This is a genomic window from uncultured Gimesia sp., assembly GCF_963972345.1.
In the GTDB taxonomy this organism is placed as follows: Bacteria; Planctomycetota; Planctomycetia; order Planctomycetales; family Planctomycetaceae; genus Gimesia.
In genome coordinates, this window is sequence record NZ_CAXAVM010000007.1 from 48171 (window position 1) to 61597 (window position 13427).

A 13427-nucleotide genomic window follows, 5' to 3' on the forward strand; every position below is an offset into this window, starting at 1 on the left:
CTGACTCAGGTGAGACCGATTTCCTGTCTTCGGATACGAGAAATAAAGAAATCTGAAAACAGAAGCTTGACGTCACTACAAATGTAGTGTAATAATTGCAGGTGTAGAACAGGAGGTCCCTTATGGCGAAAAAATCAAAATCTGAGCAATCATCAACGACGATGACCGACGTGGAGTGGGTCATCATGAATGTGGTCTGGGAGCAGGAACCCTGCGCTGCGGGTACGGTGCAGGAAGCGTTAGACGAATCGCATGGCTGGGCATATAGCACGGTTAAAACCACCATGGACCGGATGGTGACCAAGGGGTTGTTGACCAGGAAAGCCATTCGCAATCTGAATCTCTTCAGTTCTGCCATCAGTCCCGACAAGGCCAGGCGGAGCGAATTGAAACGCTTGTTACGCCGTGCATTTAATGGAGCCTTGACGCCTATGCTGCAGTTCCTCGTAGAGGAAGAAGAACTGGGCCCCGAGGAAATTCAACAACTTCGCGCACTGATCAGGCAGGCGGATCGAAAGTCTGGGTAAGCAGAACATCTTTAATATTGAAAGTCAGATCATGACAGCATCCGGGAATGACTTTATCACGCTGCTCAATGGATATGGCGAAATCTTCTGGAAATTCAGCACACTGATGTTGTTGCAGGTGAGCGTGCTGGTCGTCATTCTCCTGCTGGTTGACCTGGTTCTCCGCCGACATTCCCGAGCCGTGGCCCGGTACTGGCTCTGGTCGCTGGTGTTACTCAAACTCGTTCTGCCTGTGGGCCTCTCCTCTCCGGTCAGTGTCGCCTCCTGGCTGGCTGACTGGGTTCCTGCTGCAGAAAGCGTTGAAATTGTTTCCTCGACGGCAACTGTCAAATCTCCTGTTACGCTTCCCACGACAACCGTTGCAGCTCCTCCCCGGTTATCAGAGCAGATGTTCGTTCCAGAGTCCCTGCCTGATACCAGTCCCTTGCCTGCGCCGTTGCCCGCTCCACCTTCCGATGATGTCTCTGTTGCACAGCTTCAAATCTCGGAAACTCAGCAGGCAAAAACGGTAACCCGGTCACAACTGAAACCGCCGGCGATCGTATTGCTCATCTGGCTAGCGGTTATTGTCGGGTTGTTTTGCCTGGTAATGTGGCGGACTGTGCGAGTTCGGCGACTGGCACGACAGGCAGAAACGGCACCTATGAAACTGATCTGGCAGTTGTACGACTGCTGCCAGTTGATGCGGCTCAAACAGGACCCTGTCAAACTGAAAATCTCGGATGTGGTCGGAAGTCCGGCGATTTGCGGGTTCTGGAAACCAACTATCATTTTACCCCGTCATCTGCTGGAAAAACTCACCCCGGAACAGTTCCGCCAGATTTTCATTCACGAACTGGCGCACTGGAAACGGTTCGATCTGCAGGTGAACTGTCTGCAGACCCTGCTGCTGATCCTGTATTTTTATAATCCGATGGTCTGGCTCGCACATGTCATGCTCAAACGCTTGCGGGAACAGGCCGTCGACGAAACGGTTCTGGTCACGCTCAAAGGCCAGTCAACACAATATTCAGAAACGCTGCTCGACATCGCATCGCTGACATCGGTTCCAGACAAAGCCAGTCTGCAACTGCTGGGCATTCTCGAACCTCGTAAGCCCCTGGCCCAGAGGATCCGACGTATTCTCTCACAGCCAATCCCCCGGTCCGCCAGTCTGGGACTGGTCAGTTTTAGTCTGATTGTGCTCACCGGCGCACTCTTACTGCCGATGTCCAGAATGGATCGGACCCATGCGGCTGCGGACAAGGGAGTCAAGCTGGAGAAAACAGCCGCATCTGAAGCAGCCCAAACAGATCCCGATAAAAAAGTGTCCGGGAACCAGTCAGACAAACAAGAGAAACAACCGGCAGATCAGAAATTGCCTCAGCTGAAAACGGCTGCACCAGAATATGTTTTGAGTGGACGCATTACAGACCCGGATGGTGCGCCTGTCACCGATGCGCAAGTTCTTTTGATACACACGAGAGGGGGGGGACGTGTCTTGAGAACGTGGACGGACAAAGAGGGGAACTACCATTTCTCCGAAATCAGTAAACCCGGACAGCACGGCATCATGGTCATGTCGCAGCGCTGGGTAGGCATTGAACGTTCTTCGGATCGTCCCCGTGTCGACCTGGCGGCAGATGAACGGCAGGTGAAAAATATCAGGCTCGAACGCGCCTGTCAGTTACGCATCCAAACCGTCGATGAACAAGGCAAACCTGTTCCCGGGGCCTTCGTATACCGTAAATTGATGACCGATACGCGAGGGTTCACTCCTCGGGCTGTTTCAACCGATCAATCGGGACAGGTGACACTCGGTCTGAAGCCTTCCCGGGAAAAATATCTGATTGGAATCGCTTCACCTGATTACGCTTTGGAGAAACTGATGATTCAAGTGGACGATCCGGATCAAATCGTCACACGAAAGATTGTGCTCAGGGAGGGAGAAGCAGTTGATGGCAAAATAGTCTATGCGGACGGGAAAATTCCGGTCGGATTAAAAATCAATGCGCTGCCCCGGTGGTGGGAATTCAGCGGACATCCCCCCGGTTATCGAATCAGTGAAACGGGAAAATTCACATTCCCCCATATCGTAGCCGGCGTTTATAACGTAATGGTCGAGATTCCCGGAGTGGGGGGGAAACCTGTCCTCACCGGTACTTATCTGCTCAATCAGGAACAGCCACTTGATCTGAAACTGAATATCCCTTCTCCCGCTTCGATGGTCACACTCTCAGGAAAGATCAGCTATACCGGCGATCTGAAAAAGGCTTCCAGGCCCTTCCTGCTCATTGCATATTCCACTGATGGGTACAACGAAGCTTATGCCGAGATCCAACCTGGTCAGACAGAGTTTAAGTTCGATCCCATTCAGCGAGGAAAATATCAGATAAGTATGCATTCAACCGAGTATGAACTAAAAGGCGAGCATACGGTATTTGCCCCTGCCGATAATCTTCAGCTGAATGTCGTCGTGACCGGCAAACCCCAGATCAGTGGTACGGTTCTGGCCGACGATACAAATCAGCCGATCAGCACATTCCAGGTACGGGCCATTAAACTGGAGACCCTCCGCGGTCCCAATTTTGTGCAGGAAACACGCTGGCAGGATGTGGATCAGGGAAGCGGGAAATTTGAAGTCGCTGTCAACGGTCCGGGTATCTACCGGATCGAAGTTTCTGCCTCCGGCTATGCCCGTGCGCTCAGTGAATCTGTCAATACCGATCAAAATCAGGGAAAGCCGATTCAGATCACACTGACAAAGGGAGTCACGCTGACCGGAACCGTTGTCAATACACAGGGACAGCCCATCGATGGGGCGACTGTAATTCCGCTGTCTCTGTCCCGGGGCGTGATGCCGATGACACTGGATCAATTCACAACAGACATTGATGCAGTCAAGACCGTAGACGGGACGTTTTCGATCCCGCATCTGGCTCCGGGGAAGGAATCGCTGAAAGTGACTCATCCGGACTACGACTTTGCGATTATGAAAGACATCGATCTGGCAGCCAGTCCGATCCCGAAAGTGGAAGTCACGCTCACCCCAGGCGGGACCGTGCAGGGGTTCGTCACAGACGAAAACGGCAAACCACAACCGAATGTCACTCTCTTCTTCCAAGGTCGTTACGCTTATAACGGCGATACAGCCCGCAAAGCCGGGCTACTGGCCACCGTGATTACTGATGAAGAAGGCCGCTATTCGGTTTCTCATCTTCCCAGCCAGATCTGTTATGTCGTTAGAAAAGATGAATGGAGCTCTCTGGGCGTCGTGCGTCAGGCCGTTCTGCCTCAAAATGGCAAAACCAGCACACTCAACCTGGGGGGAAGACCCGAATTGACGGGCCGACTGATAGTCAACGGAAAACCTTTAGCGAATACACGCATCCTCCTGGCTGGTGAGAATCCGAATTTTGGAATCTTTCGGGCCTATACCAACACCGACAGCGAAGGGATGTTTCACTTCTTCGGCGCGGGACCTGGCCAGCGAACTCTGTATTATGAAGTACCCAATGTGAATAATAATTGGGTGCCGGTCAGATCGTTAGAATTAATTTCAGACGATCAGGATCTGGGGACTCTGGAGACGCAGGTTGGTCAACTGACAGTGAATTGTCAGCCAGAAACACTGGATGACATGCGACTGGGGCTGTTTAATTATCATCCTGTGTGGACCGCAAGCTTGAGGGCAGGTAATCTGGTGCCGCGGACCAGCAGCAGCGCGCCTTTTGTTTTCAATCAGGTCACAACGCGAGAATATGTCATCGTCGCATCTCGTTCCGGGTACCCCTCTGTTTACCAGAAGGTGCATGTCACGAAGGAGAATCTGAATAGTCAGCTCACGCTGCCCATTCCCGAGGGGACGGCGACAATTCATTTCAAGCTGGATCAGGAACTGATGCAGGCCAATGAACCGATGCGGCTCAAACTGTGGAGCAAAGACAAGCGGTTGCTGACAAAGATCTACTCCTTTGAAAAAGGAGATTATGTCGCCAGGCACCTGCCTGCGGGAGACTACTATCTGACGCGGGTCGACATTCGCGAATCGAAAAAACTGTTGCAGTTCACTCTCAAGCAGAACGAACAAAAAACCGTGACTCTGACTTCCAAACTATTCAAAAAATCAGAGTCAGATCTCGGGTTTCGCACCATCAATGTCTTTACGCAGGCAGGAGTCCCGTTACCCGGTTGTCAGATCCAACTGAAAAGTAGCTCAGGTACGATCTCTCGCCACATCCAACAGTTTGAACGCCAGAGTTTTGTGGGAGACCCGGGCACATATGACCTCACCGTTTCTTACCCGGGATTTCAGACACTGCACGGGAAAGTGAAACTGATTCCCCCGGACAAATCCTGGATATACCCGGACAACCTGACCGTCAATCTGCGTCTGAAACTGGAAGCTGATTAGTACTGGAGGCCGGTTTAATCCGGGATCCCTTCCTGCAATCCCTTAATCTCAGTTCCGCAGCACACGGTTCCGTTTGACAGAGTTGTCTGACATTTCAGAATCTCCCGACTTAGATTGGTTGAGAAACGAAGCACCGCTGCCTCGTTGTATCAGGTAGCCGAACAAGGAGCACCTGTTTCGACTACGTCTGACAAAAAAAGCGAAATCTGTTATTGATCATCCGCCTGAACTTTTTTGAGGATCTTTGAAAGCCGTTCGACGACTTCCGGGTGTTCGTTCCAGACATTCTTTGTCTCCGAAGGATCCTGTTGGAGGTTGTAAAGCTGTCCCGTTGGTTCTCCTGGTTTCGGTTCGACTTCACGGGCGCGGGTAAAGCCGCCGGAACCTCGTTTGGGGATCATCTTCCACGGCCCCTGTCGAACGGAGAAGTGGCCCCACAGAGAATGATGGATGGCGTACTCGCGGAGTGGCTTGTCACTTTTCTCGCCGCGGAGGGCCGGCAGAATATTGACGCTGTCTTCTCCGGCTCCGGCAGGCAGCTTTGTATCCGTAATTGCGGCGCAGGTCGCCAGCAGGTCGGTGAGTTCTACCAGTTCATCACTGGTGGAATCGGCGGGAGTCTGTCCGGGCCAGCGGACGATGAAAGGGACCCGATGACCGCCTTCCCAGATGTCGGCTTTGGTCCCTCGCAGGTGTGCGTTCCCCTGATGGCCGCGATCTTTGACATACTGACCGCGGTGATTGGGTTTGTAATGTTTGAGATCATCGGTCTCCTGTGGCGTCCACCAGTGATAGAGTCCACCGTTATCCGACGTGAAAATGAACAGGGTGTTATCCGACTTGCCGGTTCGCTGGAGGGCTTCCATGATCGCGCCGACAGTGGCGTCCACCTCGAGCACAAAATCGCCATATTCGCCAGCAGCGCTTTTGCCTTTGAATTCGTCGTTGGGCACCAGCGGCAGGTGGGGTGCGGTGAGCGGGAAGTACAGAAAGAAGGGCCGTTCAGGGGATTGCTTCGCCTGTCGCTCGATAAACTGCACTGCTTCGCCAGTCAGGGTGGGCATCACACTGCGGATTGTGAAATCGGGTGAGCGCATGCCCTGGTCAACGGAAAGGAATTCGGTCTGTATCCGTTCCGAAGGAATGGTGGGAAGAATCACCGGTCGATCATTTCTGATGAAACAGAAAGGAGACATATTCAGCGAAGCCGAGATGCCGAAGTAATAGTCGAAGCCGTTGGCCAGGGGGCCGCCGATAATCGGTTTTGTAAAATCGACGTCATCTCCCACGCGGGGTCGCTGACGGCGGTCGATGGGAACCGCAGGGACCGGCTCTCCCTTTTCATCGGTCCACTGCATCCCCAGGTGCCATTTTCCCACACAGGCGGTCTCGTAACCTGCTTTTTTCAGCAGCGAAGGGACGGTCGTCTGATCCTGTTCAATGAGTGGCGGGTCGAAGCCGTCCAGCACGCGGTACTTTAATCGCGTTCGCCAGCAGTAACGACCGGTCAGAATCCCATACCGCGTCGGCGTACAGACGGCAGACGGCGTATGCGCGTCAGTAAACTTCATGCCCTCCACCGCCAGTCGATCAATGTGCGGCGTCTTGATTTTCGATTCCGGGTTGTAACAACTCACATCACCATAACCGAGGTCGTCCGCCAGAATATAGACGATGTTCGGCTGCTGATCTGCAGCCTCAGCAACTGGCATGAACACACTCAGGAGCAGTATCGGCAACAGAAACTGTGGACGGAAGAGGAGTGATACGAGGTTCATGAGGTGAGACCTTCACAAGTGGAAACAGGTAGTGAATGATCTCTTTACTATACGGGGCACGCCAGCAAGAACGCAACCGAGACTGAATTGGGATGCTGATTTGGTATTTAAACAATGCTTAGTTTAAATGAATTCTGATAAACATCTTTAATCTCGAAGTCATTTACTCCGAAGGATCAATTTTCTCAATAACTCTCCCTACCTGTTCATAGTCAGGTTTCGGCGGTTCTTTGATATTGATTTTAAGAAGATTACTCGTGACTGTAACATTTCCTAAATTTCGTTTCAGAGAGATATGATATTCTCCAGGAAGCGACATATCATAGAGTCTGTTGATGGGAATCTTGTTAAAGTACCAGGTGAGCATATGATTGGGATGAATATCAGTTCCACTGAAGCTGCTGATATAATTCCCAAATTTACCTTGTCCATATTTGGTCAAGGGAATGAGTGTATTCCATTTTGGAGTGTTTTTATCGCGAAAATGAACGATATCCATCTTTAAACAATAGGACTGGTAGCGGTCATAAGTAATGTCAACAATATTCTGAGAGCGGTTTTTCACTCGATATGTCAACAAGATTGGCTCCCCGATGAGATAACTCTTTTTATCTGCGGACAGAGAAGCCTGCACTCCATTTACGTCTGGCCCCCATTCAATCTTGATTTCAGCTTCAACTGGATCAGCTGCTGGTAGTAATGAACTGAAAAAGCAACTCAGAATCAAAAACGACAGGCTCTGTAAGGCAACTGAAGCAGCCTCCCTGGCATGCATTGCTGGCTCCTTCTCTGTGATTAATTACTAAATTTCGGGTGTATTCAACTCAACCGGAATCAAAACTTCTTCCTCATTATACATGAACATCACCCCGCCGGTGGCAAAGTTGGAGACATCGGCGATGGTCGCCTGGCCTTCGGGGCTTTCGAGAACCGCCTGCAGCGCGGTTGCCGATTCTGCATACAGGCTGACGATCAGGTAATAAGGGGGCGGGCTGCCTGCTTCAGCAGAGAGGCATTTGCCAATGGTCCAGCCGGTTAAGCCTTTCATTTGTTTCGCCAGCGGAATATGTACTTCGCGATAATAGCGATCAAATTCAGCAGGATCTTCGGGGTGTCCATACAGCACAGTTAAGCGATACATGAGGGTTCCTGTTTTCAGGTCAGAGAAAAGGAAAGAGTCAGTCATCAGGTTTGCGATAAACGCAAGTCTCCAAACTGCCGCACCTGATCCGTTACGGCAATTTCGGTGGGAAGACGTTCCATGGAACTGGCGCCGTAAAATCCATCAATGCCCGGCACCCGGTCGAAAATGTACCGGGCGTCCTCAGGCATCGCGATCGGGCCGCCATGGCATAGCAGCAGCACATTGTCCCGCTCACTTTTCGCGGCATCGATCATTTCTCGAATCAGCTCCACGGAATCATCGAGTGTCCTGCCTGTCTCTGCACCGATGGAACCGCCACTCGTCAGCCCCATATGAGCGACCACAATATCGGCACCGGCGGCCGTCAGCAGCCGCGCCTGTTCTGCGTCGAACGCATACGGCGTGGTGAGTAGATTAAGATCGTGGGCGGCACGGATGCAGTCGATTTCCAGATCAAAGCCCATACCGGTCTCTTCCAGGTTGGCTCGGAACTGGCCGTCAATCAGTCCCACGGTCGGGAAATTCTGAATGCCGGTAAAGCCCATTGCCTGCAGTTCCTGCAGGAACAGGTCACGCAGCATGAACGGATCAGTGCCACACACTCCTGCCAGGACGGGCGTCTGTTTGACGACGGGCAGCACTTCACGCCCCAGTTCTTTGACGATTTCATTCGCGTTGCCGTAAGGCATCAGTCCCGCGAGTGAACCGCGACCGGCCATGCGGTACCGGCCCGAATTGTAGATCACGATCAGGTCGATGCCGCCGGCCTCTTCGCATTTGGCACTGAGTCCGGTTCCTGCACCGCCGCCGATAATCGGTTTTCCCGCTGCGACTTTCGCCTGCAGTCGTTTGAGAATGTCTTGTCTGGCTTCCGGCATGAACTGTTTCCTCGCCTCTGGTCTCTCTATGGGAACTGATTTCCGCACACTCGTTCAAATGCCGCGAGCAGTGCTTCTGCAAACGCAGTATCATTGATGTGACACGCATGACGGGTAACACGTCGCTCGTCAGTCTGAACGACTTCCTGTTCCAGTGTCTCGAACAGGCACCGGTCTGCCTCTGGATCATAGAAGGCTGCTCCCGCTTTATCCAGCATGGAAACTCCCTGCTCGGGAATCAGGATTTCGAGGGGCGCCGTTGACCGGTTGATTTTGGCGGTGATCCATTTCGCAAACTGCTGATTCTCTTCTGCGGTCGTCCGCATCAAAGTCACCTGTGGATTGTGAACCAGGAACTGTCGCTCGGCGAACCGTTCCGGCACGGTCTCGCGGGCTCCGAAGTTGACCATGTCGAGGGCTCCCAGGCTCAGCACATACGGGATGCCGCGTTCGATGATCGTATCGAATCGACGGGGACCGCCGGGCATGATGCCTCCCACGACTTCGTCGGCGACTTCGGTAGTCGTGATATCAAGTACGCCGCGAATCAAACCATCGGCGACGAGTTTCTCCATCGCCTGTCCGCCGGTACCTGTCGCGTGGAAGACCAGAGGATCGAAGCCCTTTGATGCCAGCTGCTCGCGAACCAGATCGACACAGGGAGTCGTGACGCCGAACATCGTCATGCCGAGGGCCGGTCTGACGTCGGGTACGTCAGATGTGTGAGCCACCATGCCGGCGATCGCGTGGGCGGCGTTGCTCAGAACCCGCCGCGAGACCGAGTTGAGCCCTGCTACATCGACGACGGAGTACATCATGGTGATATCACTGTGACCCACGTAAGGCTGTGTGTTTCCGCTGGCCACGGTCGAGACAATCAACTTGGGGAATCCGATGGGAAGTGCCTGGAACGCGGGTGCGACCAGCGCAGTTCCCCCGCTCCCGCCAATCGCGATCACACCTGCCACCTGGTTATCATGGATTTGAGCGGGCAACCAGACACGCAGCGCCGCTGCCATCTCTGTCACCGCCTGCCCGCGATCAGTTTGTTTCTGCACGACGTCGGGACCGTCGGGATGAGAGGCTGCAACTGTCTCTGCTGTTTTGTCGGTTTGCTCCGCAGAGCCACGGGTGCTCAAGTCGACCAGCACGACATCGTGACCCGTGTTGCGAATGGCGTCCGCTACAAAGCAGAGTTCGTCGGCTTTGGTGTCCATCGTGGCGAGCGCGTAAATAATTTTCCGCATACGGGTTCCTTCCTGTGACAGTTCTCTCTCTCAGCCGGTTTTTCGCTCAACTGATAGTTCATAGTGGGGAGGCGGGTCTGAATTTGTCAAGCCACGCCTGAATTTGCTGAATCAGAGCGAGCAGGTCCGGCTGTAGTGTCTGTGATCTTCATTCAGGCTCGGGATTTGAGATATTTACTGATATTCTGTGACTGTTTACTACGCGACCTCCTGCTGTGAGGTAGAGTTCCCCATGATTGCATAACCGAAATACTTTGATGCGCTGGTACACATAAGGAAACACAAAGATGATCAGAATGAAATTTCAACCGCTGCTGGCCTGTTGTCTGTTGGGAATCCTGCTGTCGGGCTGTGCACAAAATCAACCGGCAGTCGCCGAAGCTGCGGAGAATAAAACCGACGAAGCCAGTTCCGAAAACCTGGCGGATATCAAACCGCTGGTGAATCGTGTTCTCAGCCAGGAAGAGCAGGCGAAACTGACGCCGGACGACGTTCTGACATTATTGAAAGAGGGCAACCAGCGTTTCGTGGCAGGAACACTGACGGCTCGCGACCATTCCAAACTGGTCCGTGAAGCAGCACTGGGACAGTATCCCAAAGCAGTCATTCTCTCGTGCCTGGATTCGCGCGTTCCCGTAGAAGATGTGTTTGACCGCGGCATCGGCGATATCTTCGTGGCCCGAGTCGCCGGTAACTTTGAAAACACCGATATCCTGGGAAGCATGGAATTTGCCTGTAAAGTCGCCGGTTCGAAGCTGGTGTTCGTGCTGGGCCACGAAAGCTGTGGAGCCGTGAACGGTGCCATTGATGGCGTCGAACTGGGCAACATCACCGCCATGCTGGCGAACATCCAACCGGCCGTCAATCACTTCAAAGATTACAAAGGCGACAAAACGAGTAAGAACCCGGAGTTCGTCAAAATGGTTATCGCACAGAACGTCCTGGGGACTGTCGACCGCATTCGCCAGAAAAGCCCGATCCTCAAAGAGATGGAAAAGCAGGGCGAGATCAAAATCGTAGGCGGCATCTACAATATGCAAACCGGCGAAGTTGATTTGCTGGAGCAGTAACAGGTGTAGCGAGGTTTGTCCCTGTCACATACACTCTCAGGAAATCTGCTACTTGAGTTCCTGGGCCAGGCCGATGAGAATTCCTTCGGGGCCCCGGATGTAGCAGAGCCGATACATGTTTTCGTACTGGACCACTTTGTCGACGAGCTCCGCGCCCCGTTTTATGAGCCGGGCGAGGGTATCGTCGATGTCTTCCACGGTGAACATGACGCGCAGGTAACCGAGTGCGTTTACCGGCGCGCTGCGGTGATCGGCGACGACAGGCGGCGCGAGAAAGCGGGAGAGCTCAAGTCGGCTGTGACCGTCGGGCGTACGCAGCATGGCAATCTCGACGCGCATTTCGTGTAATCCCGTGACGCCATCTGCCCAGTCTCCTTCAATGGGGGCGCGTCCTTCGAGTTCGAGCCCCAGTTCGGTGAAGAATTCAATCGCGGCGTCGAGATCTTCGACCACGATGCCGACGTTGTCCATCCGTTTGACCGTCATGATATCTCCCTGGCAAACAGTTCATTTCGTGATTGGTTATTCGGTCCGTAATATTTTTTCCATCTTCCGCCCTTTTGCCAGTTCGTCGACCAGCTTGTCGAGGTACCTGACCTGTTGTGTTAATGGCTTCTCAATCTCTTCGATCCGATAGCCGCAAATCATCCCTGTAATCAGGTGTGCGTTAGGATTGAGCGTTGCCTGCTGAAAGAATTCTTCAAACGTGGTCTTGTCTCTGATGTGTTTCTGCAAGGCCTTTTCGTTGAAACCCGTCAGCCAGGTGATGACCTGATGCAATTCTTTTTTGGTCCGGTCTTTTTTTTCGACCTTTGTCACATAGTGTGGATACACTTCCGCAAACGTCATTTTCGCCATACGTTCATCGTGTTTGGCTGTGCTTTTCACCTGGCATTACTCCTGTTTAATGGTTGTGTTTTAGCTTTGAATTCGTGCTTGCTGGCTAACGACCGGATTCATCTGAGCGTGGCGAAGATGATTATGAATCAGAAGCTGCCTCGGTCAGAATATGGATTAACACAGTTGTTATTCTCCGGATTCTTCTGCTTGCGCATGAATCGCCAGATGGTAGCGGGTCGCCAGCACTTCGATGTTGCTGGAATCCTGTAAGCAGTTTAGCAGATTCTTTGGGATCGCATCAATTCCGTGCCTCGCTCCGGCCAGTGCACCGACAATTGCACCCAGGGTATCGACATCGCCGCCAAGGCGTACGGCGAGAGTGACTGCTCCGATCCACGAATCCGGGCAAATAAGGATGCTGTATATAGAGGCCAATACCGTTGGGATCACGAATGGCGTTATGATTGGTTTATCGAATTCCGGTATGCGTTGCCCGGCGTGGGCGATGAAATCTAACACACTTGCATCATTGAGATAATCAGGTAACTGCTGGAGCAGTTCAGCCATCTCGGAATTGATGTCACGGCATGCGTCCGCCAGTACCCTGCAGAAGGAGTGGGGATTAATATCGCTGGCTGACGACATTTGATTTGCCGCCATTGCGATTGCGACACCCCCGGCAACGCTTCGCGAATCCTGATGTGTGATGCGCGAGATGTCAGCAACCAGCGGAATCAGAGACTCTTTATTTTTAAACCAAAGACCCAGTGCGGCGGTTCGCATTGCGGTCCCATTTCCGGCCTGACCAACTGGCGCACCCATGTTGCGATGGTCATCGGTGGTAAGGTACCGCTCAGCTGCCTGGGTACAGGCACCGCCGGGGCCGATGACAGAATGATGTCGCCATAACTCAGCGATCTGCCGGGCAATATCAGCAACAATGATGTCGTCTTGTTCGACGATCGACTTGATTGTGGCAAGAGTCAGTTGTGTGTCATCAGTGTATTGGCCATTCGGATAGCCATGATACTCATGGAAGGCTGCCGCCAAAGAGTCAGCAGATGGAATCGAGTCGGCCCACAGTCCCTCGAACGGCGCCCCCATCGCGTCGCCAACGGCACCACCAAGAAGCGTTCCGAGTACGACAGATTTAGTTGGAATGTTCATCGGCATGACTGAGGTAAATAACTAAGGAACAGGCTGAATCTTTTTCTGTCTCAATCTACCAGTGTATCAGTAGATAATCAATTGGCACTCTTTAATTCAGTTTGCGCGTTTTGGGTCATCATGAACAACCGGGCTGCGAATTATAAGGTTACTCAATTGATTCTTGCATTTTCATTGTGAAAGCAATCAATGTGGGAGGCAGTCCCCTGGGGCGAATTATTAGAAAAAAAATTCCTCGCAGGAATTTTACTCTCTGCAGCGAAAAGCAACTGCTTTCTTAGTGCCATGTTTTAATAAAGAATGTTACAATATCGCCAAGATGGGTACTTGTAAATTATTGAATTCCAGCACCCAGACTAAAACCGTCCGCAACACGACCAGAC

At 52.5% G+C, this 13427-nt stretch carries 11 protein-coding genes; 3 read left to right on the top strand and 8 right to left on the bottom strand.

Annotated elements, in window-relative coordinates:
* Nucleotides 1–122: 122 nt before the first annotated feature.
* Together AACZ40_RS02200 and AACZ40_RS02205 are read left to right on the top strand one after the other, a co-directional pair.
* Nucleotides 123–527 carry a BlaI/MecI/CopY family transcriptional regulator gene (locus AACZ40_RS02200; protein WP_291177083.1) on the top strand — a complete coding sequence of 135 codons (405 nt, stop codon included), beginning with the start codon at nucleotides 123–125 and terminating at the stop codon, nucleotides 525–527.
* Between the two features lie 31 nt (nucleotides 528–558).
* A complete protein-coding gene (locus AACZ40_RS02205; protein ID WP_291177084.1) occupies nucleotides 559–4920 on the top strand; it encodes a carboxypeptidase regulatory-like domain-containing protein in 4362 nt (1453 codons plus the stop codon).
* Between the two features lie 209 nt (nucleotides 4921–5129).
* On the opposite strand, the gene AACZ40_RS02210 is transcribed toward AACZ40_RS02205, so the two are convergent.
* The 5 genes from AACZ40_RS02210 to AACZ40_RS02230 all read right to left on the bottom strand — a co-directional run bounded on the left by AACZ40_RS02210 (nucleotide 5130) and on the right by AACZ40_RS02230 (nucleotide 9967).
* The gene (locus AACZ40_RS02210; protein ID WP_291177086.1) at nucleotides 5130–6698 is read right to left on the bottom strand and encodes an arylsulfatase; all 1569 of its coding nucleotides are present in this window, start codon (nucleotides 6696–6698) and stop codon (nucleotides 5130–5132) included.
* Nucleotides 6699–6861: 163 nt separating this feature from the next.
* Nucleotides 6862–7473, bottom strand: a complete 612-nt coding sequence (locus AACZ40_RS02215; protein WP_291177089.1) for a hypothetical protein — start codon at nucleotides 7471–7473, stop codon at nucleotides 6862–6864.
* 27 nt (nucleotides 7474–7500) lie between these two features.
* Complete coding sequence (locus AACZ40_RS02220; protein ID WP_291177091.1) at nucleotides 7501–7839, bottom strand: EthD family reductase; 339 nt, start codon at nucleotides 7837–7839, stop codon at nucleotides 7501–7503.
* A 44-nt stretch (nucleotides 7840–7883) separates the two neighbouring features.
* Nucleotides 7884–8720, bottom strand: a complete 837-nt coding sequence (locus AACZ40_RS02225) for a phosphoenolpyruvate hydrolase family protein (protein WP_291177094.1) — start codon at nucleotides 8718–8720, stop codon at nucleotides 7884–7886.
* 26 nt (nucleotides 8721–8746) lie between these two features.
* Complete coding sequence (locus AACZ40_RS02230) at nucleotides 8747–9967, bottom strand: Tm-1-like ATP-binding domain-containing protein (protein WP_291177097.1); 1221 nt, start codon at nucleotides 9965–9967, stop codon at nucleotides 8747–8749.
* Between the two features lie 287 nt (nucleotides 9968–10254).
* Between AACZ40_RS02230 and AACZ40_RS02235 the strand changes: the two genes are divergently transcribed.
* Complete coding sequence (locus AACZ40_RS02235) at nucleotides 10255–11037, top strand: carbonic anhydrase family protein (protein WP_291177100.1); 783 nt, start codon at nucleotides 10255–10257, stop codon at nucleotides 11035–11037.
* 48 nt (nucleotides 11038–11085) lie between these two features.
* Here AACZ40_RS02235 and AACZ40_RS02240 read toward each other — a convergent pair whose 3' ends face one another.
* From AACZ40_RS02240 to AACZ40_RS02250, 3 genes are all read right to left on the bottom strand, one after another.
* On the bottom strand, nucleotides 11086–11523 hold the full coding sequence (locus AACZ40_RS02240; protein WP_291177103.1) for a VOC family protein: 438 nt from the start codon (nucleotides 11521–11523) through the stop codon (nucleotides 11086–11088).
* Between the two features lie 36 nt (nucleotides 11524–11559).
* Nucleotides 11560–11925 (bottom strand): DUF2200 domain-containing protein, encoded by a 366-nt coding sequence (locus AACZ40_RS02245; protein ID WP_291177106.1) that lies wholly within the window; start codon nucleotides 11923–11925, stop codon nucleotides 11560–11562.
* Between the two features lie 138 nt (nucleotides 11926–12063).
* A complete protein-coding gene (locus AACZ40_RS02250) occupies nucleotides 12064–13044 on the bottom strand; it encodes an ADP-ribosylglycohydrolase family protein (protein WP_291177108.1) in 981 nt (326 codons plus the stop codon).
* Nucleotides 13045–13427: the final 383 nt, after the last annotated feature.